The 26860-nt window shown below is 45.6% G+C and carries 21 protein-coding genes; 16 read left to right on the forward strand and 5 right to left on the reverse strand.

What is annotated here, in order from left to right; genetic code table 11:
• Positions 1-18 precede the first annotated feature (18 nt).
• Together AC1EKB_RS02840 and AC1EKB_RS02845 are read left to right on the forward strand one after the other, a co-directional pair.
• The gene (locus AC1EKB_RS02840) at positions 19-531 is read left to right on the forward strand and encodes a Panacea domain-containing protein (protein ID WP_481248792.1); all 513 of its coding nucleotides are present in this window, start codon (positions 19-21) and stop codon (positions 529-531) included.
• Complete coding sequence (locus tag AC1EKB_RS02845; protein ID WP_415693846.1) at positions 528-980, forward strand: Fic family protein; 453 nt, start codon at positions 528-530, stop codon at positions 978-980. Before AC1EKB_RS02840 ends, AC1EKB_RS02845 begins: the two co-directional genes overlap by 4 nt.
• Before the next feature lie 296 nt (positions 981-1276).
• Here AC1EKB_RS02845 and AC1EKB_RS02850 read toward each other — a convergent pair whose 3' ends face one another.
• From AC1EKB_RS02850 to AC1EKB_RS02865, 4 genes are all read right to left on the reverse strand, one after another.
• Positions 1277-2719, reverse strand: coding sequence for a hydroxymethylglutaryl-CoA synthase family protein (locus tag AC1EKB_RS02850; protein WP_481248793.1), 1443 nt, complete (start codon positions 2717-2719; stop codon positions 1277-1279).
• Positions 2720-2841: 122 nt separating this feature from the next.
• Positions 2842-4263, reverse strand: coding sequence for a hydroxymethylglutaryl-CoA reductase, degradative (locus AC1EKB_RS02855; RefSeq protein ID WP_481248794.1), 1422 nt, complete (start codon positions 4261-4263; stop codon positions 2842-2844).
• Between the two features lie 342 nt (positions 4264-4605).
• Positions 4606-5898 (reverse strand): thiolase family protein, encoded by a 1293-nt coding sequence (locus AC1EKB_RS02860; protein ID WP_415693849.1) that lies wholly within the window; start codon positions 5896-5898, stop codon positions 4606-4608.
• A gap of 596 nt (positions 5899-6494) precedes the next feature.
• A complete protein-coding gene (locus AC1EKB_RS02865; RefSeq protein WP_481248795.1) occupies positions 6495-7076 on the reverse strand; it encodes a xanthine phosphoribosyltransferase in 582 nt (193 codons plus the stop codon).
• Positions 7077-7370: 294 nt separating this feature from the next.
• Between AC1EKB_RS02865 and AC1EKB_RS02870 the strand changes: the two genes are divergently transcribed.
• From AC1EKB_RS02870 to mltG, 12 genes are all read left to right on the forward strand, one after another.
• A complete protein-coding gene (locus AC1EKB_RS02870) occupies positions 7371-10364 on the forward strand; it encodes an ATP-dependent helicase (protein ID WP_481248796.1) in 2994 nt (997 codons plus the stop codon).
• 384 nt (positions 10365-10748) lie between these two features.
• Entirely contained in the window at positions 10749-11183 is a 435-nt protein-coding gene (locus AC1EKB_RS02875; RefSeq protein WP_481248797.1) for a DUF4418 family protein, read from the forward strand.
• A 21-nt stretch (positions 11184-11204) separates the two neighbouring features.
• A complete protein-coding gene (locus tag AC1EKB_RS02880) occupies positions 11205-12416 on the forward strand; it encodes an ABC transporter permease (protein WP_481248798.1) in 1212 nt (403 codons plus the stop codon).
• 13 nt (positions 12417-12429) lie between these two features.
• Positions 12430-13206 (forward strand): ABC transporter ATP-binding protein, encoded by a 777-nt coding sequence (locus AC1EKB_RS02885; protein ID WP_481248799.1) that lies wholly within the window; start codon positions 12430-12432, stop codon positions 13204-13206.
• A 254-nt stretch (positions 13207-13460) separates the two neighbouring features.
• Positions 13461-14087 (forward strand): 30S ribosomal protein S4, encoded by a 627-nt coding sequence (gene rpsD, locus AC1EKB_RS02890; RefSeq protein ID WP_004113375.1) that lies wholly within the window; start codon positions 13461-13463, stop codon positions 14085-14087.
• 1161 nt (positions 14088-15248) lie between these two features.
• A complete protein-coding gene (gene galT / locus AC1EKB_RS02895; RefSeq protein WP_481248849.1) occupies positions 15249-16574 on the forward strand; it encodes a galactose-1-phosphate uridylyltransferase in 1326 nt (441 codons plus the stop codon).
• Positions 16575-16718: 144 nt separating this feature from the next.
• Positions 16719-17393 (forward strand): histidine phosphatase family protein, encoded by a 675-nt coding sequence (locus AC1EKB_RS02900; RefSeq protein WP_481248800.1) that lies wholly within the window; start codon positions 16719-16721, stop codon positions 17391-17393.
• Positions 17394-17534: 141 nt separating this feature from the next.
• The gene (locus AC1EKB_RS02905) at positions 17535-17969 is read left to right on the forward strand and encodes a DUF948 domain-containing protein (RefSeq protein ID WP_415693857.1); all 435 of its coding nucleotides are present in this window, start codon (positions 17535-17537) and stop codon (positions 17967-17969) included.
• Positions 17969-18247, forward strand: coding sequence for a hypothetical protein (locus AC1EKB_RS02910; protein WP_415693858.1), 279 nt, complete (start codon positions 17969-17971; stop codon positions 18245-18247). The genes AC1EKB_RS02905 and AC1EKB_RS02910 overlap by 1 nt, the downstream gene beginning before the upstream one ends.
• A 53-nt stretch (positions 18248-18300) precedes the next feature.
• Positions 18301-20982 (forward strand): alanine--tRNA ligase, encoded by a 2682-nt coding sequence (gene alaS, locus AC1EKB_RS02915; protein WP_481248801.1) that lies wholly within the window; start codon positions 18301-18303, stop codon positions 20980-20982.
• Between the two features lie 63 nt (positions 20983-21045).
• The gene (gene ruvX / locus AC1EKB_RS02920; RefSeq protein WP_415693860.1) at positions 21046-21576 is read left to right on the forward strand and encodes a Holliday junction resolvase RuvX; all 531 of its coding nucleotides are present in this window, start codon (positions 21046-21048) and stop codon (positions 21574-21576) included.
• Positions 21569-22726: an endolytic transglycosylase MltG gene (gene mltG / locus AC1EKB_RS02925; RefSeq protein WP_481248802.1), complete on the forward strand. Its 1158-nt coding sequence runs from the start codon at positions 21569-21571 to the stop codon at positions 22724-22726. The genes ruvX and mltG overlap by 8 nt, the downstream gene beginning before the upstream one ends.
• 494 nt (positions 22727-23220) lie before the next feature.
• Here the strand turns inward: mltG and AC1EKB_RS02930 are convergent, their stop codons facing one another.
• Positions 23221-23673, reverse strand: a complete 453-nt coding sequence (locus AC1EKB_RS02930; protein ID WP_481248850.1) for an A24 family peptidase — start codon at positions 23671-23673, stop codon at positions 23221-23223.
• A 261-nt stretch (positions 23674-23934) separates the two neighbouring features.
• Here AC1EKB_RS02930 and aroC point away from each other — a divergent pair, with 261 nt between their 5' ends.
• Together aroC and AC1EKB_RS02940 are read left to right on the forward strand one after the other, a co-directional pair.
• Positions 23935-25122 (forward strand): chorismate synthase, encoded by a 1188-nt coding sequence (aroC, locus tag AC1EKB_RS02935; protein ID WP_481248803.1) that lies wholly within the window; start codon positions 23935-23937, stop codon positions 25120-25122.
• Positions 25119-26858 carry a bifunctional shikimate kinase/3-dehydroquinate synthase gene (locus tag AC1EKB_RS02940; RefSeq protein ID WP_481248804.1) on the forward strand — a complete coding sequence of 580 codons (1740 nt, stop codon included), beginning with the start codon at positions 25119-25121 and terminating at the stop codon, positions 26856-26858. The genes aroC and AC1EKB_RS02940 overlap by 4 nt, the downstream gene beginning before the upstream one ends.
• Positions 26859-26860: the final 2 nt, after the last annotated feature.

Consider the following 26860-nt stretch of genomic DNA (forward strand, 5'->3'; position numbering starts at 1 on the left):
GTTGAAAGGAGATTGAACATGAAATCATTAGATATAGCAGCAATCTTCATTGAAAAGCATGGCAAGACGTTAACATTAACCAATCTCGCTTTAAACAAGCTCGTATATTTTGCGCAAGTTGAGGCTTTACGTAATAATCCTAGTCAACCTTTATTCACTGATGAGATTCAAGCGTGGGAATATGGTCCTGTAGAACCTAGTGTATATAACGCGTTTAAGCAATTTGGTCGCAATCGCATTACTCATGCGCCTAATCATGAAACAAGTCAGTATGCTTCGCAGATTGTAGAGTCTGTTGTTGAAAAATATGGTTGGATGAGTGCGTTCGATTTAGTAAACTATGCGCATCGCCTTGGTGGTGCATGGCATAACGTATACGATTCTGAACAGAAAAAACCGATTTTAGTTAACGATATTCTTCAGTCATCTGATATAGCTTCGTATCCTACTATGCAAAATACATTTATCAGTGCTGTAGATGCTGTGAAAAAACAGTATCCTAATACTTTACGTATTCTTGGTGATGCATGAGCAAGTATGATACTCTCGTTTGGAATGATGAGCAGATTATTGCTTTTGCTGGAATAGTGTGTTCTGTTCAGCGAGATATTGTTGACAATGGTCAAGGACTTTCTACTACTAAGCAAGAAGTTCAGGGTAGTGTTGAAAGTGTTTTGTATTCTACATTTGCGATCATTTTCGATAAATCTCCAGCTGAGCGATATGATTATACGGATATTTTTGACCAGATTGCAGATTTTGCTACTCATCTATCTAAAGATCACATTTTTCCTGATGCTAATAAGCGTACAACGGTGTTAACTTGTGTGGCTTTGCTTAGGAATAATGGAATTGTGCTTGATATTGAGGACAGCCTAAACCCATTCGATAATGTGTTATATCAGTGGATTCAAAGTGTTGTTGAAGGCAAGATTGATCGTTCTATCTTGGCTGAACAATTACGATCACGTGCATTGTAGCTATACTTATGTGTTGTCGTGTTTGCGCGATGACCTGCCTTTTTCGCTTAGAGCGTAGCACGAAAAGGCAATTCGGAGCGATGAGCTTGCTTAAGGTTGAAAGCACAGTGTGCTTTCAACGCGAGCGAGGACGTTCGCGCGGATTAGCCGTGTATTCCTCGCGGCTATTAGTAGCCGCTCGGCTGATTTGGCATGTAAAGTCCACTGGACTTTACATTTGAGCCAAATCACGCTTTGAAGGAGCTTGAAATGCGTTATGCAATTTCAAGCTCAGTCAAAGCGCAATCGCACTACAACTAGATAGAAAGATAGTTGCGCTCTTGAGATGTGATGGAGTCAAGCACGAATCGCGCGCCACTTCGATTCTCTTGGCTGCTTACAAAATCTTGCGGAGAATAAGGCGCCGCGCTGTTAAACATTTCCTCGTATTGCGAAACGCGTAATTGCGTGCGATTGTTTAGCGCTTTTATGTGCTGATTAGAAAACAGCGCGCTACGCCAGCCTGGAACCAGTGTTGCGCTAAAGAATTCCGCTACAGCTCCAGAACCATAGGAGAACAAGCCGATTTTTTGGCCTGGGAGTAGGGGAGATGGGCGCAACGGTGACTCATTTGGGTGTGTTGCGGAAGATGAATCGCCAGCAACCGACGAATCGCAAGTAACCGACGAATCGCAAGTAACCGCAGATGAATCGCCAGCAGACTCTGATGAATCGCAAGAATTCCTAAAATAATCGTAATCAAGTAAAGAAATTAATCCCAAATAGAGCGAACCAGTGTAAATATTCCCGATTCGGCGACTATATTGCGTGCTGTCTTCGTATCGCGCAAGAAGACGTTCGCGCGAATTGCTTGTAAGAGACACGCCGTCATTTGTGTACGACACGCCATCACATGCGTGCGACACGCCCGAATTTGCCTCGAAACCAGCTCGAAGCGCCTTAAGCCCCATTTTTGTGTACGGAAGATGGAAGCAAATCGCCTCAAAATCGTTGAAATTGCAGTCGTTTTCCGCACTGTATTTCTGCCACACATCGCAGAACATACGAATGTATTGCTCGGTTGAAAACTTTCCGCGCGCCAAAGCCGTGCTTTGATATACGGGACGCCAAAAATCCTGGATTTCCGCCGATTTTACAACACTGTCATCGTTGATTTGCAACACGCGCGGATTCTCGCTTACAAGCATCGCCACAGCACCAGCGCCTTGCGTCACCTCGCCAGGAGTTCCCACGCCGTAGCGCGCGATGTCTGCTGCAATTACCAAAACTTGCGCGCCAGAGTGCGCCAAAACGTAGTCACGAGCCATCATAAGCGCCGCAGTTCCGCCATAACACGCCTCTTTTACTTCCACGCAACGCACCCACTCGCTAAGGTTCAGCAGTTTGTGAATGTAGAGCGCGCTGGATTTGCTGGCATCGACGCCGCTTTCTGTACCAACAATCACCATTTTTAGGCGGCTGCTATCGATGTATGGCATCAGCGGCAGCGCAGCTTGAGCGCCAAGCGTTACGATGTCTTGATGATTTGGCGGCACAGCTTGCTGGCTTTGGCCGATTCCGATTGTGAATTTGTTCGGGTCGATTCCGCGCTCGATTGCCAAATCTTTCATGCTTAGGTAGCAATTTGGAGTTGCGAAAGTTATGCGGTCGATGCCGACTTTTGGCGGATTTTGGGGTGTGTTGGGCGTGTTATTAGGGGAGTTCGGTGTGTTGCTCGGTATTTTTTGTGTGTTGCTCATAGTTTCCTGTTTTTTTTTAAGTGTGATTTTTTAAGGGCGATTTTAGTGGTGTAAATTTTACGGCTCGGTTGCTTGCGATTTTTCTGCGGAAAAATGGCCATTAACCGCGCGTTTTTGCGGTTTTACGTGTTCCTGCGCTTGCGTAAATCCTCAAGAATTATTCTTGCAGAATTTGTGTTCAAATCTGAAGAATTTTCGTTTAGAAGCGCGTGAACAACCTTTTGGATTTCGTCCCCATGCGCTCCAGAAGCGATAGCGATGTTTGCAGCCTGAAGGCGCATGTGGCCAGCCTGGATTCCAGGACCCGCGAGTGCGCGAAGGGCTGCAAGGTTTTGGACGAGTCCGACGGCTGCTAGAACGTTGCGAAAATCGTTGGCATTCTTGACTTTAGCAAGATGCAACGCGACTTTTGACATTGGGAGAGAGGCGATTGCGCCGCCCACCGTGCCGATTTGCAATGGGATTTCGATGCGTCCGTAAAGGATTTGGTCGCTATTTTGTAAAGTCCACGTTGAAAGAGGCATGTAGCGGCCTGATTTTGCGGCCCATTCGTGCGCGGCGGCTTGCAATGCGCGCGTGTCGTTACCAGACGCGAGTGCTGCAGCCACTATTCCGTTTAGGATTCCTTTGTTGTGGGTTGCAGCGCGCTCCGCGTCTACGGTGGCCAGGGAGCTTAAGGCGGCGATGCGGCGCGCAAGGCGCATGCCGTCGGTGCGCTGCGAGTTGCGTTGTTCGGTGTTGCGTTGCTTGGTGTGTTGTTCGGCGTGTTGTTCGCAAGCCTTGCCGCTGTTCTCGCAGCGCTCGTCGGCATCTCCAGCCGCGGCAGTTTTTGCGCTAGGCACAAGCGCTTCTACGGGTATGCGCACTTCGGCGACTGTTGCCGCGCGGCTGGAGTTGGCAAGAATTGCCACCAGCGCCTTGCGCCCAACCCAGCTCTCCAGCTGGGTTTTAACAGCTTCGCCAATGGTGTTTGCAATGTTTGCGCCCATTGCGTCGCACGCGTTTATGTCTAGTGTTAGCTTGGCGAAGCCTGTTAACGCCGCCGCCTGCGCGCGTTCTAATCCGCCGCCGCGTTGGTATATTGATGGGTGTGCGGAGCGCGCAACCTCACTAATCGCCGCGCGTTTTGACTCGTCGCGCATTATGCTATCTAGTTTTTTGGCTACGCTTCCATCCGCGTCTTCAAAAACGATTTGCGCGCGCGTAACGTAATGCTCGCTGCGTGCAACAACGCTGTTTTCTAGGCTTTTCGACGCGATTTTTGCACCGTTGCATGCAGCAGCAATCACGGACGGCTCTTCCGTGGCCATCAGCACGTTTCGCGTAACGCCGTTCACTTTTAGGCCGCGCACAACGCCTATGGGCAGGCTGAATCGCCCGATTTGGTTTTCGATCATGCTGTTCGCAACGCTTGCAGGAATATTTGTTTCGCCACTTTGCGCGAGCTGTTCGAGCAGAAGTTGCGAGCAGTCGCTGCTAAGTGCGCCTTCCGATTCCAGCGTTTTTATGCGTTGTTCTACGCTTAATTCTCGAAAAGTTGCCATGTCTCTCCATTTTTTGACGCCATTTTTACGATTCTTCACTTTTACGATTCTTCACTTTTACGATTCTTCACTTTTACGATTTTTCACTTTTGCAATGTTGCTTTTACGTCACTTGACGCCATTTTCAAGTCGCCAGTAACAGATGAATCGCCAGTAGTCACAAAGTCGTAAGCATCCGCGTGTGTCGCAACACTCCGTAAGCAGTATCGTTCGCATACGTCACACTCCGTGCGTGTCGCAACACACGCTCGCCAGTCGCAACACTTATTTTTCATTCGTTCTCTTCAGTCGCGACATCGCGTGTCGCAACGCATCGCACGCATCACATTGCTGCTGCTACTTCTACTTTCGCATCCTAACTTGCATGCTCACTCCAATTCCGCCGCCCACGCACAGCGCCGCAACTCCGTTTTGCATGTGATTGTCTTTAAGCGCGTAAAGAAGAGTGGTCAAAATCCTGGCACCGCTAGCACCCAAAGGATGACCGAGTGCAATCGCGCCGCCTCTTACGTTCAGCTTGCTTTCGCTAATATTCAGCTGCTGGCAAACGGCTATGCTTTGCGCAGCAAACGCTTCGTTAATCTCAAAAAGGTCAATGTTTTCAACGGTGTAGCCAGTGTTTTTTAGCATGCGCTCCATAACGTGTTTTGGCGCGTATCCCATAAGATCTGGGCTGATTCCGCCTTCTGCAAATCCCACGATTTCTGCCAAATAGTCGATTCCGTAAGCGATTGCGTAGTCTTTGCTCATTAAGACGAGTGCTGCAGCTCCGTCGTTGATGCTGCTTGCGTTTCCAGCGGTTACAGTAGGAGAGTGTTTTGTGTTAAAATCTGCCTCGCTCATTCCACCAGTTTCGCGACTGCCAGAATCCGCCTCACTCAAACCACAGTTCGCCTTACTCATTCCATCAGCTTCGCGCGTTCCAAAATCCGCCTCAAACAACGTTTTAAGCTTAGAAAGCTGCTCCATAGATGTGTTTGCGCGCGGATGCTCATCGCGGCTAATAATAGTTCCGTCCATAAGCTTTACGGGCGCAATCTCCGCGTCAAAATCGCCGTTATTTTGCGCAAAAACGGCTTTCTGATGCGATTTTAGTGCAAAAGCGTCTTGCTGCTCGCGCGTTATGCCAAACTTTGCAGCCACGTTTTCTGCGGTAACTCCCATTTCTTTGCCAGTAAAAGCGTCACAAAGTCCGTCTTTTTTTAGGCCATCAACTAGCGCGCTGTTTCCGTAGCGAAGTCCACCAAATCGCACGTTTTGCGTGTAAAACGGCACGTTGCTCATGCTTTCCGTGCCTCCAGCAACTACGACTTGCGCATCTCCCATGCAAATCGCCGACTGCGCAAGGCGAATGGCTTTAAGACCAGATCCACAAACTTCGTTGATTGTCATTGCGCAACTTGACTCATCAAGTCCCGATCTAAGCGCGATTTGGCGCGCAACGTTTTGACCGCTACCTGCTTGAAGTACGTTTCCAAAAATCGCTTGATCTACGGATTTTGGGCTGATTCCTGCGCGTTCAATGGCGGCTTTTGCTGCGATTGTGCCTAACTCAACAGATGTGAGAGACTTCAACGCTCCTCCGAATTTTCCTATCGGTGTGCGCGCTGCGCTTACAATCACAACATCACTCATACGTTTAGCCGCCAATCAGTTGAAAACTAGCCGATTAAAGCCATATCGATCAAGCTATCTTATTGAAAATTATTAAAAATTGCATGTTGAAAACTAGCACATTTAGAGTAATAGATTTCAAACACCAACCGAACTACTTTATCGTATTTTTACGCAAAATTGCGATTTGTGAAGAATTATGTTTAATTTTTTCACAATTTGCGCACAATCTCATCAACTAGGCTATTTACGTAGTGCGCTTGTACCGCGACACGCCTTAAATCAGGTACAAACACACTACATGATTACGCATATTCCACCAAGCTATGTAGAGATTCGAGATTTTTCGCAGCGGATGAAGCGTTTCGTTCGCGCGGTCTAAGCGCGCGAACGTCTTCGCTTGCGTTGAAAGCACACCGTGCTTTCAACCTTAAGCAAGCTCAGCGCTCCGAGTTGCATTCGCGCGCTACGCTTTGAGCGCTCAGGCAGGTCGTCGCGCCTGCGAGGAGAGAAATACTCAAACCTCGCGCAACACCAAGTAAGGAGAATCTTCTCGAGTCTTCGTTTGAATTTATACCAAATTCAGCCTATTTTCGCTACAAAATGCGTCAGAATCGCTATTTGCGGAAGGTGATTGACCCATCGCTAGGGTCCATCGAGTCCACAATTGCAAGCGAATCCAAGTCATACCCAGCTTCGCGCAACGCATCACCGCCGCCTTGGAAGCCCTTCTCAATCGCAATGCCAATGCCAGCAACAGTGGCTCCAGCGTGATTGCAAATGTCAATCAACCCTTGCAAAGCTTTGCCATTAGCCAAAAAATCGTCCAAAATTAAAACGTGGTCGTCTGCGCTCAAATATTTTCTAGACACAATCACAGGGAATTCGCGCTGCTTTGTAAACGAGAATACGGTAGATACGTATTGATCGCCATCCAAATTGATTGACTGCGCTTTCTTTGCGAAAACTACTGGAACATTGCCAAAATGACGTGCAGCAACGCACGCGATTCCGATTCCCGAAGACTCGATTGTTAGGATTTTGTTGATATGCGTGTTTTGAAAATGCTGCGCCCACGCGGCTCCCATTGCGTCAAAAAGTGCACAATCACATTGGTGATTAAGGAATGCGTCGACTTTCAAAACATTTCCTGGCTTAACAATGCCTTCTTTTTGGATGCGTTCTTCCAGTTCTTGCACGATGATTCCTTTCAAATTGCGCAGCATTCCGCGTGTTCGGCGTGTATCTGTATAGCTTACCCCCAGCTTTGACTCACTTTGCGCACTACGCTTTAATCTCGAAGGTATGTCGTATAGCCCGAGTTTGTTTCTTTTCCCCCGCATTTGTTTACATTTCGGCCAAAAAGGGAACAAACGCGGGAATAGTGCGACTAATCGTCGACGCGCAAAACGCTGCGATTGCGTTTAGCTGCCGTCCGTTAAAATTGGTTAGAGTTTAATTTTTGCGATTTGGAACACGGGGGAGAGCGGCTTTTGAGCAAGTACGGTTACGATTTTGATTTGTTTGGCAATCCAGAAGATGCCAGCGAGCAGAGCGATGCCACTATTAATGATGTTACCGACGGGCATAGCGATGCTCCTACTAATGAAGTTTTTGACGAGCAAAGTGGTGCTTCTATTAGCAATGCCCCTATTAGTGATGCACCTATTAATGAAGATATGACGAGCGAAGTTTCTGCTTCTACGGCGGCTGGCGATTTTTCCGCTGCCTCCGCCCAATACAGCCAGTCCGAACAGTCCTCCCAATTCGCCCAATCTTCCCAATTCAGCCAATACAGCCAGTCCACCCAAGCATCCCAACACACTCCAATCGCACAGCCATCCGCATCATCCAGCCTCAGCCTCCCAGAAATCAACCCTCAAACACTGTTAGAAGGCTTAAATCCCCAGCAATCCAAGGCAGTCCAATACACTGGGCCCGCACTTTTAATCGGAGCTGGCGCAGGCAGCGGCAAAACCCGTGTTCTTACGCGCCGAATCGCGTGGATTTTGGCTAATCGCAAAGCGTGGCCGAGCCAAATTCTTGCAATCACGTTTACAAACAAGGCAGCCGCGGAGATGCGCGAGCGCCTGTCAAGCTTAATCGGAACTGCCGCAAACAGCATGTGGGTCTCTACTTTCCACTCTGCTTGCGTTAAGATTCTTCGCGCTCATGGCGATTCAATTGGCTTAAAATCGGGCTTTTCTATCTACGATTCTTCCGATTGCGAGCGTCTTGTTAAAATAATCGCATCCGAATTGAATATCGATATTAAAAAGTTTACGCCTAAACTTTTATTGTCTAAGATATCTGATTTCAAAAATAATTTGGTTACATGGCAGGAAAATCTTAAAAATTACGCACCAGATTATAAGCCAGGTGCGTCTGTATCTGGTGTATCTAACTTTAATGCAGCTGGCAATGCTGATGCGCTTTACGCTGCTGTTTATGCGGAGTATCAAAATAGGCTTAGCGTTTCGAATGCTGTTGATTTTGACGATTTGATTATGCTAACGGTCAAGCTTTTGCGCCAAAATCCGCAAGTTAGCGCGTATTACAAGCGAAAGTTCCGCTACATTTTGGTTGACGAGTATCAGGATACTAATCACGCGCAATACGTTTTGATTCGCCAGCTTGCAGGTGTTGATGATGCAAGTTTGAATGATTATTCCACTGATTCCATTGTTTCACCAGTTTCACAAGATTCCTCTCAACTTCCGCATTCTTCAATCACGGTTGTTGGCGATTCCGACCAGTCGATTTACGCTTTCCGCGGTGCAGATATTCGCAATATTCAAGACTTTGAGCAGGATTTTCCAAACGCTACAACAATTATGTTGGAGCAGAATTATCGCTCTACGCAAACAATTTTGGACGCTGCAAATGCTGTGATTTCTAACAACACTAATCGCAAGCCTAAAAAGTTGTGGACATCTTTAGGCAAGGGCTCTCCAATCGTCGGTTACGTGGCCGATAATGCGCAAGGTGAGGCTTCTTGGGTTGCAAGAGAAATCGCGCGTTTGGCAAGCGAAGATGGCGTAAATTACTCAGATATTGCGATTATGTATCGTGCAAATTCGCAATCGCGTAGCTTAGAAGATGCGCTTATTAAGTCGGGTTTGCCTTATCAACTTGTTGGCGGAACTAAGTTCTATGAGCGCCGAGAAGTCAAAGATGCGCTTGCTTACTTGCAATCGATTGCAAACCCTGATGACGATGTCAATATGCGCCGCATTTTGAACGTTCCAAAGCGTGGTCTTGGCGCGCGTGCTGAGTCGCAGATTACGTCTTATGCAAAACAAAATTCTATAAGTTTTTGGTCTGCTCTTAGTCAAATAGATAAGATTGCGGAGCAAATTGGTATTTCATCTAGAACTTTTAACGCGCTTAAGAGTTTTAGGGATCTTATGACTTCGCTTATTGACTTTATGAAAGCTAACGATTCCAAGCCTTCTAAGGTTGTAGAGAACGTGCTTAACGAAAGCGGATTATTGCAAGATTTGCGTGAATCTAAGGACCCTCAAGACGAATTTAGAGTAGATAACTTGTCTCAATTGCAATCGGTTGCATCGGAATATGAGCAAAATACGCCTGATGCTAGTGTTGCTGATTTTTTGGAGACTACGGCTTTGGTTGCAGATTCAGATCAGCTTCCAAACCAGGGCGAAAACACTGGAAAAGTTACGCTTATGACACTTCATACAGCTAAAGGTTTGGAGTATCCTGTTGTGTTTTTGACTGGTATGGAGCAGGGCACTTTCCCTCATTCGCGCTGTGTTGACAATCAAAAAGAGCTTTGCGAGGAGCGCCGTCTTGCATACGTTGGCATAACGCGTGCTAAGAAAATTTTGTACGTTACTTGGGCGGCTGAGCGATCGCAATGGGGCAAGTCTGCAGAGATGATTCAAAGCCAGTTTTTGGATGAGATTCCTGCGGATTTGATTTGCTGGAAGCGCACGGAAGCAGATGTTATGCGAGCTGGGCTTAGGGGAGCAGGCAGTGATTTTGACCACGATTTTGCTGGCGATTTCTCCGACGATTTTGGCAGCGATGGCGGTTGGGGTGACGATTCGTACACAACTTATGGCGGATCGAGTTATGGCGGATCTAGTTACAACAAATCGCATTATGGCAACTCATATGGCTCAAAATCTTACGGTTCAAAATCTTACGGTTCAAAATCTAGCAAAGTCACCACTCGAATCGCTAGAAAATCAAGCGCATCGTATCAGAGTCAATCATCCGCCTCAAATTTGCAATCATCCGCATCGTCATTATCTTATAAAAAGCAGAGTTTGCAAGAAAAAGATAACAACTTAAACATTAATGATTTCCACGAAGGCGATAAGATTTCGCACGACACATACGGTCTTGGAACTGTTCTTAAAACGCAAGACAAGGGCAGAAACTCGATTATTACAGTCGATTTTGGATCGGATGGTGTAAAGCGACTTATGTTAAGAGTTGCACCAATCGAGAAATTGTAAAATTGTAAAATTGTAAAATTTTTTGTTTTATAAATGTTGCACGCAAAATAATACAACCCTATTAAAGATTACTTTAAATTGTTAATTGTGATGTTGTTATGACTATTGCGTGATTATATACACGAAAACAAAATATTCAAGACTTGTTTTCTATTAAACTATACGAAAAAATATAAAAGTAGGAAAAATATAGAAGTAAACGAAACCGCAAATGTTCAAGATTTTAGACTCAAGGGGAAGTCGATTAAGTTCTGAATCGTTGCAGTTGTATTTATACGAGATTTAAAAGGCGTGGCGCTTGCAAACGTGAGTGCCGTAAAGCGTGTTGCGTTAAACAAAAAGCAACACTAAAAAATAATAACTAGATTTAATGAGGTATTTATTATGAAGAACAAATTATTCGCATCGCTTCACGCAATTGTGTTTGGAATTCTTATTGCTATAGCGCCATTGACATTTGCAAAACCATGCTCAACTGGTGGCATGGGCAAAATGCCTAAAATGCATAAAATGCCTATGATGATGCAACCTATGGCATGCTACTACACAAGTCGCGTGGCTATTGGAATTGGCGTAGTTATAGCGATTCTAGGCATTATTGCGCTATTTGTTAAAGAACACGTTCGCGCTGGCTTAAATATTGCTGTAATCGCTAATTCTCTGTTTATGATTGCTACTACAACATTCCTTATTGGTGTTTGCAAAAGCCCAATGATGCATTGCGCATCTGTTATGCGCCCAACGTTGATTGTGTTATCTGTACTCGCGTTGGTGTTTGCATCCGTTAGCGTGTATCTTGATACTAAATCTGCTTGCTAGTGCGCATCTAAGTAATCTACTATGCGAACTATTACATTAAAGCGATTGCCGCTAGAAAACCTAAAGCAAAAGCCGCTAAGAACCGCCGCGTTAATCGTGGTTTCCGCGTGCTTAGCTGCAGTGTTTTTTGGCGGCTCGCTAATCTCCCTAAATCTTTCAAACGGCCTAAACAGCATGCGCGCTCGCCTTGGCGCGGATATTATGGTGATTCCGCAAAACACATACAATCGTGCAGAAGCGTTGCTAACTAATGGCGGATCGAGCACGTTTTACTTTACGAACAATATTGAGGATTTTGTGCGAAAATCAAAAGGTGTTGAAAAAGCAAGCGTACAAACTTACATATCTTCTCTATCTGCTGGATGCTGCGCGGAAAAGTTGCAAATCATAGGTTTTGACCCTACGAGTGACTTTGTAATCGCGCCATGGATTTATTCGCAACACAAAAGCGAGCTTAAAAAAGGGCAGATGATTGCAGGCGCAAACGTGCTTGTTTCTTACCAAAACACTGTTCGTTTGTATGGGCACGAATGGCCGATTGTTGCGCAACTTGCTAAAACGGGCACTAGCCTAGATAACTCAGTGTTTGTAAACAGAGACACGATTCCAGCGGTTGTTAAGTATTCGTCGAAAGTTGGGCACACTGCGATTCCTGCAAAATACGCACGCAAGGCCGTTAGTGCGGTTCTTGTAAAAGTGCGCAAGGGTTTTAGCGCTAAGAGTGTTGCGGAAAATATTCGTAAAACTAGCGGAATTAAAAGCCTTGGAATGGTTTTTCCAGGCGGAATTACCGAGCAGACTAAAAAGAGTTTAGAGGTGCTAAACAAGGCGATTTTCCTTGGCATTCTTGCGTTTTGGCTTGTGGGCGTGTTGATTCTTGTGTGCGTTTTTGCGGCTTCTACATCGGAGCGCAAGAGGGAATTTGCTTCATTGAGGATTTTGGGCGCAAATAAGCGCATGCTTTTTGGCATGATTTCGCGTGAATCGGCTGCAATTGGCGTTGTAGGCGGCGTGATTGGCGTTGCGTTTGCTTCGCTTATTTTGTTCCCATACAATATTGCGATTTCTAGTCAGTTGCAATTGCCGTATTTGGAGTCGAATGTTTGGTTTGTGTGCGCGCTTGCTGCGATTTCTGTAGCGTTTTCGCTCGCTAGTGTTTTGGTAACTTCTGCGATTATTGTGGGGCGAATCGCAAGTAAGGAAGCGTATTTGACTTTAAGAGATGGCGAGTGAAGTGGCTAGCGATATGGCAAATGAAGTGTTGAATGAAGTTGTTAGCAACGATTTAGGCGATTCAGTCGATTTAGTCGTAAATCTTAAAAATGTTACTCGCGAATTTAAGCGCAAAAATCGCAAGTTTATTGCTGTAGACAATGTTGATTTTTCGCTTAAAGCTGGCGATTTTGTTGCGATTGTTGGCAAGTCTGGAAATGGAAAGTCAACTCTATTAAACATGATTGCAGGACTTCTAAAGCCTACTCGTGGAAGCATTACGATTTTTGGATGCAATATTTCGATGCCTTCTATAAGCGACGAGCAAACTTCTGCGATTCGCGCAAAAAACATTGGTTTTGTTACGCAATCGCAAACGCTTCTTGCTAATTTGAATGTGCTAGATAACGTTATTTTGCCTGTTATGATTGCGCGCTCATCTTCTAAGCGAGTAGACGATTCAGCGCAAAAGCTTAATCCGAATGATTACGCTAGTTTGACTTCACGCGCTATGGATTTGCTTAAGCGACTTAACGTGGACGATCTTGCGCATTGCTACCCGCGCGAGCTTTCTGGCGGAGAAATGCGTCGCGTTATGATTGCGCGCGCTTTGATTAACAAGCCACGTTTGTTGATTTTGGACGAACCTACTGGCGATTTGGATTCGCAAAACACGCACACTGTGGTGTCTCTTTTACGCGATTGTACGGCTTGCGGCGCGGCTGTTTTAGTTGTGACTCACGATGAATCTGTTGCTGCAAGCGCTGATTGCGTTTACACAATGGACTCTGGCGTACTGCGTGCGCAATGATGCGGCTAGAGATGAGCGCGAGTATCTACGGCGCGGAGTAGTATAAGAAACGATGCCTATTTTCGTAGGCATTATCTGGAGCCTTAGCCCATCAGTGGGTCGGCGCGTAAGAATTATGGCGTTATTTAATCGTTTTAATGCTTTCGCGTTCGTGTGTTTGCACGAAGAAGCACTGGAGAGGCCGGCTCAGCGTGAATAATCGTAAAAGTTTGGTTCACGTTCCGTTCAGATAACGACAGAATAAAGGATTAGTAATGACTAATATTCAGCGTTCTCGCCGTCAGGTGCGTCTTTCTCGCGCCCTCGGCATCGCTTTGACCCCAAAGGCTCAGCGTATTTTCGAGAAGCGTCCATATGCTCCAGGTGAGCACGGTCGCACTCGTCGTCGTACCGAGTCCGATTACGCAGTACGTCTTCGCGAGAAGCAGCGTCTTCGCGCTCAGTACGGTCTTTCCGAGAAGCAGCTTCGTGCAGCTTACGAAAAGGGTACGCACACTGCAGGTCAGACTGGTGACGCAATGCTCACCGATTTGGAAACCCGTCTTGACGCTTTGGTTTTGCGCGCAGGTTTTGCTCGCACAACCGCTCAGGCTCGCCAGTTTGTTGTGCATCGTCACATCTTGGTAGATGGCAATCTTGTTGATCGCCCATCCTACCGTGTTAAGCCAGGCCAGACCATTCAGGTTCGCGCTAAGAGCCAGACAATGGTGCCATTCCAGATGGCTGCGGAAGGCGTTCATCGCGACGTTTTGCCAGCAGTTCCTGGTTACCTCGATGTGAATCTTGCCTCTTTGAAGGCTACTTTGACTCGTAAGCCGGAAGTCGATCAGATTCCAGTTGAAGTCAACATCCAGTACGTCGTCGAGTACTACGCTCGCTAAATTCTGGATTTCATTCTTAAGGACATACCGCTTGACCCCTGCTGTGCATTGCATAGTGGGGGTCAATGCGTTGTGGCGGCGATTTTTGCTGTGATTTTGCCTGCGTTTGTTCCCTTTTTTGCGGTTTTGGTAAACAAAAGCGGGACACTTTCCCGTGTTTGTTCCCTTTTTTGGTGTTTTGGTAAACAAAAGCAGGAAGTTGTAGTGCGATTGTATAAAAAGCAATCTGAGTTATGCTAAAAGCTGGTTACGTGTTGGTGAGCATTAACTTTTGTTAGGGAAGGATCGCAAGCAACCGAACATTATGCAACAAAACACTTTAATAATAAAACAAAATCACATATAATCATTACAACAATGCCCGTTATATTACAAAATATAACATTGTGCGAGTGTTGAATCAGAAAATATATAATAGATAACTAAGCGTATAAAGCGTGTTATTAAGATACAAAAGAATATACAAAAGAATAAAAGAAGATACAAAATACAAGTAAAACAGAATACGCAATAAAAAGAAGACTAGAGAGTAGAAGAGACGATGGAGTCAAAGATGTCTCAACAAAATACCAAAGCGAATGCGCTAAAAGCACAACAACTTGCCGCATGCGCAATCAACAAATACGCAAAAGACGCGCTAAACAATAACACTTTTGAAGGGGTGGTCTTGTGGTAGAGCCTAAAAAGATTAAAGGGTTGCACAATATTCCAACTACAGCTGGATTTGCAGGCCCAGGCGGCGGCTTTGAAGGTGGCGCTGCTGCGGGATTCGAGATTGATGATGCTTCTGTGCATAAGAAGGCAGATGAACGAGAAGTCGAAAAAAGTCTAGAAGACACAGATGCTTTTGATGCAATAGACGTTAACGCGATTCGTGCTAGAAACAAAGCTAGCGGCGCAAACGAAACGGTTATGAGCAAAATTACAAGCACGGGTGTTGGGGATTCTTCGCTTAGTAGCCTTGTAGCTCAAGCCGAAGGAGAAGCTGCTGCCGATGTGCGCGATTCGTTGTATGTAACTCAGCAAATGCCTGCAATACCTGCGGTTTTAAGTGGTATTACTCCGCAAGAGCCATCTTACGCAACGCAATCTCCGATTCGCGATTTTGGCGGCGAGTACCCGTATAAGTTGTATAGACCTGGAACTTACGCGCGCGAGCATATGCGCATTACAGCAACAAAACTTTCCGACGGGCGCGACTTTTTCTACATAGATGACAATCCAGAATACGTTAGCGGCCACAAAACAAGGGAGCTGATTGACCCTAGAAAGTTGGCGTATCGTTTTACTTCGCATGTTGATAGCGAAGGCAACGAAGTTCCTAGCGAAGTTCCGCAAATGCGCCAAGATCCGCTCACAGGAGACTGGATTCCTATGTCTAGACTGTGGGCAAAGCGGCCAGCTGCGATTCTTGGTGAGGATTCAAATAATCATGATTCTGCGGATTCTGCGAAAGATTCTTCGCCATCAAGAATCGACCCATTTGCTGGCAGAAAAGCGCAGTGCGAGTATCAAGATGGCGAAATTCCAGACGAAGACTACGACGTTGTTGTTTTTGAAAACCGCTATCCAGCTATGGCTCAGGTTGCAGGCGTGCCAAACACAACAACATACGTTGACGGAAATCCATTGTGGAAACAGGCTCCTGCAGCTGGCCGATGCGAAGTGATTTGCTTTAGTTCAAACGAAAACATGCTTCCAGCTAATCTTTCTGTTTTGCGCATGCGCACGATTGTTGAAGCGTGGGCGTTTAGAACTGCAGAAATTAGCCAAATCGAAGGAATTGAGCAAATTTATCCGTTTGAAAATCACGGCAGTCAAATCGGCGTAACTTTGCATCATCCTCATGGTCAGATTTACGCGTATCCGTTTATTGCTCCTAGGCTGGAGCAGGAGTTGCGCCATACGGAGGCTTATTTTGAGCGCACTGGCAGCAATCTTCTTAAGGATTTGATGAATTCAGAGATTGAGGCTAAAAAGCGTGTGATTATGCATAATCACAGTTGGGTTGCTTATGTTCCAGCTGCCGCTCGATGGCCGCTAGAGGTGCATGTTGCTCCTGTTAGAGACGTTCTTACTTTGGATCAGCTTGACGACCAAGAGCGTTGGGATTTGGCGCAAATCTACATAACACTTCTTAAGCGTGCTAATAAGTTCTTTGGATTATCGTCTTCAAACGCGGGCGATTCGAGTGCTAAATCGTTTGCAAGTTCGCCTGCTTTCGACTTATCTTCTGGCGCGTGTGATGCAAATTCCAGCGAATTCGTTGATTTGCCTTACGTTGCAGCGTGGCATCAAGCCCCTGTGCACGATTCTCGACGTTCGCATTATCGCCTTAATTTGCAATTCTTCTCGTTTATGCGAGATGCTAATAAAATCAAGTATTTGGCTGGGTCGGAAGCAGGGATGGCGTCTTGGATTTCCGATACTACTCCAGAGTTGATTGCAAGCAGATTCCAAGAATTAGGAGATGTTGACTTGGATTAGTCTGACTTGGATTAGTCTGACTTGGATTAGTCTGACTTGGATTAGTCGTGATTAGTCGTGATTAGACTTGCCTTAATTTGACTAGTCTTGTCTTAATTACTCTAATTTTTACGCGTTTTACTTAAAAAGTGAGATGATTAAGTTATGTTGTTGCATCTTTATTTAGTTCGTCATGGCCAAACCATGTTTAATTGTTACAATCGCTTGCAAGGATGGAGCAATTCTCCACTAACTCAAAAAGGGCTCAAAGACGCCGATTTAGCAGCTCAAAAGCTTAAGAACGCTGTTTTTGCTGCCGCATATTGCTCCGATACAACTCGTGCGCAAATCACAGCTGAGCGTATTTTAAGCGAAAACGAAAAGCATACGCATATTCGTCCTCATCTTGTAAGTGATATGCATTTTCGTGAGCAATGCTACGGCTATTTTGAAGGCCAAGATATGAATATGGCTTGGTGGGCTGCAGGCGCGCCTCACGGAGCAAAAACTTATAACGAAATCGTTGAAAAATTTGGTCTTGCTGCAACTCGAGACATGCTTAAAGAGGCCGACCCATTCCACGATGCGGAGTCAGATATTGAGTATTGGAAGCGCGTTGAAGGCGGTTTCAAAATAATCGCCAGCAATCCAGCGTTAAAAGACGGAGACAACGTTTTGCAAATCTCCCACGGAAACACGCTTTTAAGTCTTATGCATCGTTTTGCGCCTGCTGGTTACGATTTAAGCGAGCGCCCGCAAAATGGAAGTGTAACTAGACTTGATTTCAACACGGAAGTGCCAATTGATCAAGCTATAACAATTAAGGGATATAACGAGTAAATGCGATTAGTTTGCGCAAAAAATGTTCGCTAAGTGTTCGCTAAATGTTCGCTAAATTTACAAAAAGAGTCTTGACTCTTCGTTAATCTTTTAATACATTGCGTGGGTAGTCGTGCGTAAAACAGCAGGAAAGAGGTTACGATGAGCGTTGGAGACATTGCTGCTCTTATTGCAGCGATTTCGTTTGCGGTGCTTTCGGGATTTATGATTTATCCGCTTATTCGGCTGGGTAAAATGTTCAATCAGATTTCTCAAACTGTTAAGGAATCGGGCGAACACGCTTTACCTGCTATCGACGAATCTGTTACCACAGTAAAACAAGTGAACAAAACCCTTGAAGACGTTAATGCCGTTACTAGTGCTGCTCGCACTACCGCTACAAATGTTGGCGCTCTTACGGATTTGTATGGCGCTTTTCTTGGAAAGCCAGTTGTTAAAATTGCATCTGCTTGCTACGCGCTTAAAGACACTTTTAATGCGTTCTTTAATAAGGCTACTGTTCCAACGGATGCTGCAGAATCTTCCGCTAGGCATGCGGCAAATTCTGGCGAGTCGTTTACGCCTAAGGGGGAGTGATGTTTAAGCGTTTATTTTGGATTTGCATCGGTTTTGTAATGGGAGTTATGTCTGTTACAAAAGCTCGCGCGTACGTTAAGGAAAAGTTCCCGCAAAGCGCTAGGAATTTCTTCTTTGATAAAGATCCAAAAAATCTTACTTTAAGCACGGTTTTGTCTTTGTATCGTGATTTTAATTCCAGCAGAAAAGCCCACGAGTCGCAGCTTAACTCTAAGTATGCTAGTAAGTATGCTGATAAGCGTGACGATTCGTTTACAAATAAGTCTTATACTAAGTAGTTACTAAGTAGTCTTATACTAAGTCTGATAAATAAAAAAAGGAGTTCGTACCCATGCGCACAGCAGAAATTGCAAAGCGTTATCTTGACTATTTTGGTAATCATGGACATATGGTCGTGCCTTCTGCATCGCTGATTTCTCCAAATCCAACGACGCTTTTCACGATTGCAGGCATGGTTCCATTCATACCTTATCTTTTAGGAGAGCAAACGCCTCCTTCTCGCAGAATGACGTCTAACCAAAAGTGCGTGCGTACTCTCGATATTGACGAAGTTGGTAAAACAACTCGCCACGGTACCTTCTTCCAAATGGTTGGTAACTTTAGTTTTGGCGACTATTTTAAGGAAGAAGCAATTCACTATGCTTGGGAGCTTTTAACAACTCCTCAAGATAAGGGCGGCTACGGTTTTGACCCAGAAAAGCTGTGGGTTACTACTTTTACAGACGACGACGAAGCTCGCGCAATTTGGAAGAATGAGGGCTTCGACCCAGAGCACATGCAAGTTTTCGGTATGGAAGATAACTTCTGGACTACTGGTGGCCCTGGCCCTGGCGGCCCATGCTCCGAGATTTACGTGGATCGCGGTCCAGAATATGGAAAGGATGGCGGTCCTGCTGCAGACGAATCTCGTTTTATTGAGATTTGGGATTTGGTTTTTGAGAACTTCCAGGTAGATAACGTAAAGTCTAAGACCGATTTGCACATTGTTGGTGAGCTTGATCAAAAGAATATTGATACTGGTGCTGGTTTGGAGCGTTTGGCTTACCTTATGCAAGGCAAGGAAAACATTTACGAAACCGACGAAGTTTACCCAGTTATTGAAGCGGCAGAAAAGCTTAGTGGCGTAAAGTACGGCAGCAACGCCGATGCGGATGTTCGTTTCCGCGTTGTAGCAGATCACGTGCGTTCCGCTTTGATGATTATGAGCGATGGCGTGCGTCCAAGCAATGTTGGCCGCGGATATGTTCTTCGTCGTCTTCTTCGCAGAACTGTTCGCGCAATGCGTATGCTTGGCGTGCAAGACCCAGTTCTTCCAACCTTGTTCCCAGTTTCTAAGGGCGCTATGGAACCAAGCTATCCAGAGCTTAATAATACTTTCCATGAGGTTAGCGAAGCTGCATATGGTGAGGAAGATGCGTTCCGCAGGACTCTAGAAAAGGGTACTACTATTCTTGACTTGGCTGTTGAAAAAGCCAAGAAAGAGCACAAGGATGATCCTATTGTTGGCGGCTCCGACGCATTCACTTTGCACGATACTTACGGCTTCCCAATTGAGTTGACTCTTGAGATGGCTGCTGAGCAGGGTGTTAAGGTTGATGAAGCTAAGTTCCGCGAGCTTATGAGCGAGCAGAAAGGTCGTGCTCGCGCGGATGCTTTGAAGAAGCGCCACAATGTGGATGTTAGCGTTTACGACGACATTAAGAAGGCTCTCGAAAAGCCAATCGACTTCCTCGGTTACACAGACTTCTCCAGCCGTTCAAACGTTTTGGCAATTGTTGAAGCAGGTAAGGGCTCTGTTAAAAGCGTTAGCGCTCCTGCAAACGTTGAGGTTATTCTTGATCGCACGCCATTCTACGCTGAGCGCGGTGGTCAGATTGCTGATCAAGGCGAGATTATTTCCGATGACGGCGCGATTTTGGAAGTTGACGATGTTCAGCGACCAATCAAGGATTTGATTGTTCACAGCTGCCGACTTACTGAAGGAACTCTTAGCGTTGGTGCTCCTGTAAACACCAATATTGACCAGGTTCGTAGAGCTGCTTTGGCTCGAAGCCACACTGCAACTCACACTCTTCACAAGGCTTTGCGTGAGGAGCTTGGTCCGCAGGCAACTCAGCGCGGTTCTGTGGTAGATCCAGACCGCTTGCGTTTTGACTTCCAATGGCCAAAGGCTGTTGATAAAAATGCGTTGTTGCGCGTAGAAGCTCGCGTAAACGAGCGTATTCGCGAAGACTTGCAAGTTGTTCCAAAAGAGATGCCAATCGACGACGCGTTTAAGCTTGGTGCAATGCACTTGTTTGGCGAGAAGTATGGCGACATTGTTCGCGTTGTAGAGATTGGCGATGGCTGGAGCCGCGAGCTTTGCGGCGGTACTCATGCTAAGAGCACTGGTAAGATTGGCATGGTTACAATCCTTTCTGAGTCTTCTATTGGCTCTGGTGTGCGCAGAATCGACGCGCTTTGCGGCGAAGAAGCGTACCAATATGGCGCTCGCGAGCATGCTTTGGTTGCGCAACTTGCAGACATGGTTAATGCTCGTCCAGACGAGTTAGCTGAGCGCTTAGAGTCTTTGCTTAATAAGATGAAGGATTCTGATCGCAAGCTTGCTTCTGTTTACGAATCCCAGCTTAATGAGGCTGTTCCAGAATTGGTCGATGCAGCTAAGCAAAGCAGCTCAAAGATTAAACTTGCTGTAAAGAATGTTGGAAACTTTGGTTCCTTCGAGGCTTTACGCAAGACGGTTCTAGATGTTCGTTCTCGTTTGGGAGAAGATGCGCCAGTAGTTGTTGCGTTGTGCGGTGTAAACGAGAGCGATAAGCCAATGGTTGCTGTTGCTACTAACGATGCAGCTCGCTCGGCTGGTGCTAAGGCTGGCGACTTGGTGCGTACAGCTTCCAAGGTGCTTGGCGGCGGTGGCGGCGGCAAGCCAGATTTTGCTCAAGGTGGCGGTGCGGATTCCTCTAAGATTGATGAAGCACTAGAGGCCGTGAAAGCCGAAGTTTTGAAGCTATAGTCAAAAGGTTAAATGTTTAATATGTTTAACACTCGAGCCGAATTAATAAGTTAGAGTTTTCGTATGATTTGGCTTGGCGTTGATTTAGGAGATGCCAGGGTTGGACTTTCTAAGTCCGACCCTGAGCTGACTTTTGCGCACCCAATCGGTAATATTCAATCTTATGGCGACTCATTTAATGCGATTGAAGATGTTATTAACGTTATAGAAGACAATAGCGTGAGCCGAGTCGTAGTTGGTTTGCCTTTACAGTTAGACGGATCCGAAGGAAAGTCTGCCAAAAAAGCTCGCAGATGGGGTGCTAATTTAGTTAAACGCATTAAATCGCTTTTTGATTATGGCGATTGGTCGCTTGATTTTATTCCAGAAGTCGTTTTTAATGACGAGCGACTAACAACAGTTACTGCCCATAAGCAATTGTTAGATGCTGATTTTTCTACTAAAAAGCATCGTCCAATGGTTGATCAGCAATCGGCAGTGTTGATTTTGCAATCTGCGATTGACGATTACAGAAATGCTTGCAAAAATGTAAAAAGTGATTCGCAAAGTGATTCGCAAAGTGACTACATAAGGAAGGAAGCGTTTAATGAGTGAGAATATAGACGATTTTTTCAATCAAAACGCTAAATGGAGTCACAATTCATCCAATCCACCTGTTCCACCAAAATCGCGAAAAGCAAGAACTGCGCGTAAAAATCGCAGAAACAAGCGGAATCGCATAATCGCATTTATTCTTACGCTAGTTTTTGCGTTGCTATTTGTTGTTGGATACGGCTTATATCGCGTTGCGGTTTATGTAAGAAACAATAGTCAGTCTGCAATTATGGAAGACTGGCCAGGCCCTGGAAGCGGTTTCATTGAATTTACGATTGAACCAGGTCAAGGATCTGTAGAAGTGGGAAATAACCTTGTTAAGGCGCAGGTTGTAAAGTCGCAATCCACTTTTTCTAACATTGTTGCAGCAAATAACAAGATTTTGTACCCAGGAATTTACGCGCTTAAAAAACACATGAATTCCATGGACGTAGTGGAAATTCTTTCCGATCAAAGCAAGGCGGGCGGATTCTTAGACGTTAAAGCTGGTGAGCGTGCAACAGACGTTATTCACAAGGCTGCACAAATATCGGGAATTGACATTGAGCAATTTAACGCGATTCAAAAAGCAGACGGCGAGGGGATTTTGCCACCAGAAGCGGGCGGAAGCTTTGAAGGATGGTTGGAGCCTGGAGTTTACAACGTAAAATCCATTAAATCAGCTAGCAAGATACTGGCAAAAATGGTAGATAAGCGCATTGAAAAGCTTGATTCTCTAGGCGTTCCTAGGGGTGATTTGCGTCAAAAAGTTCTTAAAATCGCTTCCATTGCAGAAGCAGAAGTCAATAATCGTGAATACTACGGCAAAGTTTCGCGCGTAATCTTAAATCGTTTAGCTAAAGACATGCCTTTGGGAATGGACACTACGGTTGCATACGGCATTGGAATTAAGGCGATTAACCTTACGCAATCGCAGCTAGACGATGCAAGCAACCCGTACAACACTAGGATTCACAAGGGGCTGCCGCCTACTCCTATAAGCATTCCTGGAGATAATGCGATTTTGGCGGCGCTTAATCCTGCAAGTGGGTCGTGGATTTATTTTGTTACTACTAATTTAAAGACTGGCGAAACTAAGTTTGCGGATAACTACGACGATTTCTTAAAGATTCGCGATGAGTATAAGCGTTCCAACGAAAACGCTAACTAGCGCTCCGACCTGCCTTTTCGCTTAGAGCGTAGCGCGAAAAGGCAGGTCGGAGCGCTGAGCTTGCTTAAGGTTGAAAGCACACCGTGCTTTCAACGCAAGCGAAGACGTTCGCGCGCTTAGACCGCGCGAACGATATTTCCTATTTAGCGTTGCGTGAGGGCTGGGTGTTTCTTGTCTCACAACGCTTCGCCTCTTACGTGTTGTCTTGTGTTGCGGTTGTTCCGATTTGGCTTTGATTTTGTTTTTGGCTGAAGTTTGTTTGTAGGCGTGTGCCATTGGATTATTTGGTATCGGCTGCCGCTCTTATACTGTTCGACCAAGAATCACCCAGCCCTCTTGCATGCTAGAACTTTTGCGTGATTTTCATCACCGAGATTCTCAATTTTTCTTCTTCATTCGATGAATCACCACCTTCGGCGCTGAGGTTCATCTCATTCAGTGCGAAAAATCTCGAATCTCTACCTTACTTATCACTATAGAATTGCAGCAAAAGTTCAAATCATAACAGCGATGAGCGCAGATACAGCTAAGACGGGTACGAACGGGATTTTATTTTGTTCATTTTGCACAATATACACACGGAAAAATCGCAAGCAGACTCTAGAGCAGATTTTCCATACTAAAATCCAAATTAATCCAAATATTCCAACTAATGCAAACCAGTAGATTATGCAGGTGAATCCAAATAGCGCCAAAGCTTGAGTAATCATAGAAGCGCATGTAACATCGCCAAATCCAAGTGCTCCGCGCACGCAAAGTTTTTGCACCAAAACGTAGAATGCAAAAACTGATACTGCACAAAGCCAGCCGCGCAAAAGAAAATTAACATTATGAAAAGTAATCAGCGAAAAAATAAGGTTTGCTGCAGATTGTGCAAAAGCAGCTAGTACAACCCAAAGTCTAGGCACAATGCGGCTTGTTAAATCCGTTGCACACACTGCAATCATGCATATAAGCGTTGGCGTTGTAAATAAACAAGTAACAATAAACTGACTCATTTGATTATGCTAAATGCGCAAAAACTGCGAACGCAACAAATTATGCTCAATGTGGTTAAAGGCTTTTGCGATTGATTACGTGGATTGTGAGCAATACTTAGTGGTTAGTAGAATACAGATTTAGAATCGAATACTGATTTAGAGTAGTGTGCATTACAAAGTACAAGATTTATAGCAACAAATATAACGCATAACGCGATTGGAGAAGGCATGCTTAGATGGCAAACGGCAGGGGAGTCGCATGGTGAAGCGCTGGTGGCAATGATTGAAGGCGTGCCGGCAGGAGTCAAGATTACTAGCGCAGACATTGTTTCTGCTCTTGCACGCAGGCGGCTTGGATATGGTCGCGGCGCGAGAATGAAGTTTGAGCAAGACAAAGTGCGTTTGCTTACAGGCGTTCGCCACGGTGTTGCTCTTGGATCGCCAATTGCTATAGAAATCGCAAATAGCGAGTGGCCAAAATGGGTGGAAGTGATGAGCGCAGATCCGCTAGACCATGATTTGCCAAAAGAAGGCCGCAACGCGCCGCTTTCTAGACCTCGCCCAGGGCACGCAGATTTAACAGGTATGCGAAAGTATGGTTTTAATGATGCTCGCGAGGTTTTGGAGCGTTCGAGCGCTAGGGAAACAGCTTCCCGTGTGGCTTTAGGTGCTGTAGCTAATGCGTTTTTGCAACAGGCGCTTGGCGTGCGAACAGTTGCGCACGTTATTGGAATCGGCGGAGAGTATGCCAACAAAAGTTTACCTCTACCAACACCAGATGATCTTGCTGCTTTGGATGCTTCGCCAGTTCGCACTCTAGATAAAGATGCGCAAGCGCGAATGATGGCTCGCATTGATGAGGCAAAAGCCAATGCAGATACGCTTGGCGGCGTTGTGGAGGTTTTGGCTTACGGCATGCCTGCTGGAGTTGGAACGTATGTTGAGTCGGATCGTCGATTGGATGCGGCGTTGGCGGCGGCGCTTATGGGAATTCAGGCTATTAAAGGCGTGGAAATTGGAGATGGTTTTGAAGAAGCAAATCGCCCTGGTTCGGCTGCTCACGACGAAATCGTAACAGGCGAAGATGGCAAAATCACGCGCCTTAGCAATCGTGCTGGTGGCATTGAAGGTGGAATGTCGAATGGAGAGACGATTCGCGTGCGCGCAGCAATGAAGCCGATTCCGTCTATCCCTCGCGCATTGCAAACTGTGGATGTTCTTACTGGCGAGCCAGCTCAAGCGATTAATCAGCGCTCCGATTTTACAGCAGTTCCAGCAGCTTCCGTAGTTGCAGAGGCAATGGTTCGATTAACGCTTGCAAAATATGCGTTGGAAAAGTTTGGCGGAGATTCGCTAGAAGAAACCGCTAGGAATGCTAAGAATTACGTTCAATCTTGGAAAGAGCATATGAGATGAGCGAAGAATCTTTGCAAAACGTGCATCAAAGTTCCGCTCAAAGCGCTCGCCAAAGTGCCTTTCAAAGTGCGCCTAAATACAAAATCCCATTAGCTGTTATAATCGGCATGCCTGCAGCTGGAAAAACGCGTGTTGGCAAGGAATTAGCGCATATTTTGAATGTTCCTTTTATAGATACAGACGATTTGATTGAGCAAAAAATCAATATGCCGATTGCTCAATATTTTAAGGATTTTGGCGAAGAGTCTTTTAGAGATATTGAAGCTCAAATTGTTAAAGATGCTATTCTTGCATGTTCTGAGCAATCCGCCCCAATAATCTCCCTTGGCGGTGGCGCCCCAATGCGCGCGCAAACGCAAGAAGTCTTAAAAAAATACATAAAACTCGGCGGCCATGTTGTTTACTTGCAAGTTGATTCAAACGATGCAATTGAGCGCGTAAGCTGGAATTCAAATCGCCCTATGCTAAGCGGCAAAGATGGTGCAAAACGATGGGTGGATTTGTTTGCTAAAAGAGACCCAGTGTTTTGTAAAGTGTCGAATTTGCACGCTCGCGTTTATGGACTAACTCCAAAGCCAGCAGCAAGAAAGATAAAAGATATGATTATGCAACGAATAGTGCACGTAAGTGGCAAAGATGTTGAAGACTACGATGTTCATATTGGCGTTGGTGCTATGAGTCTTTTGCCTCAAATGCTTGGAAAAGAGCCTGTTCGGGTAGCTTTGATTCACACTCAGCCTGTTCAAACGCATAGCGATAAAGCAAGGACTATTTTGCGCGCTGCTGGCTACGATGTTCTAGAAATTCTTATTCCAGACGCAGAGGCTGGCAAAACCGTTAAGGTTGCTGATTTTGTGTGGTCGCGCCTTGCAAACGCTGGCTTTACGCGTTCAGACGCGATTGTTGGTTTAGGTGGTGGAGCGGCCACGGATTTGGCTGGATTTGTTGCGTCTACTTGGATGCGCGGAATTCGTTACGTAAATTGCCCGACTTCTCTTCTTGCTATGGTAGACGCTTCGACTGGCGGAAAAACTGGCGTAAATACTGCGTTTGGCAAGAATTTGGTTGGTAGTTTTTACACGCCTGCAGGCGTTTTGGCAGATACTTGCGCGTTTTCTACTCTTCCTAACGATATTTTTGTTGAAGGCTTAGGAGAGGTTGCAAAATCAGGGTTTATTGGCGATTCTAGCATTCTAAAAATTCTGGAAAATCCGCAAAATGCTAGCAAATTACGCACTCTTGATGGCTCTTCTGTTTTAAGTGATTCACATTTGAACAATATGGTTTGCGATTTAATAGAAAAAAGCGTGCGCGTTAAGGCATATCATGTTTCTAACGACTTAAAAGAGCAAGGTTTGCGCGAGTTTTTGAACTACGGCCACACTCTTGGGCATGCAATTGAGCAAATCGAGCATTTCTCTTGGCGTCACGGAAACGCGGTTGCTGTTGGAATGGTTTTTGCGGCGGAGCTTGCGCAAATTTTGGGCTATTTAAGTCCAAAAGACGTTGAGTATCATCGTTCGCTTCTAAAATCACTTGGATTGCCAATATCTTGGAATGGTGGCGGCAATAATGACGATTCTTTTGCTAAGGTTCTTGACTTAATGCATAAAGATAAAAAAGCTAGAGGCAACACTTTGCGATTTGTTGTTTTAGACGGGATTGGAAACCCAATTCACTTAGATAATCCGCCGCTGGAGGCGATTCGCGAAGCGTTTAATAAGATTAGAGGTTAGAA

This window comes from Gardnerella sialicivorans subsp. sialicivorans (assembly GCF_056746795.1).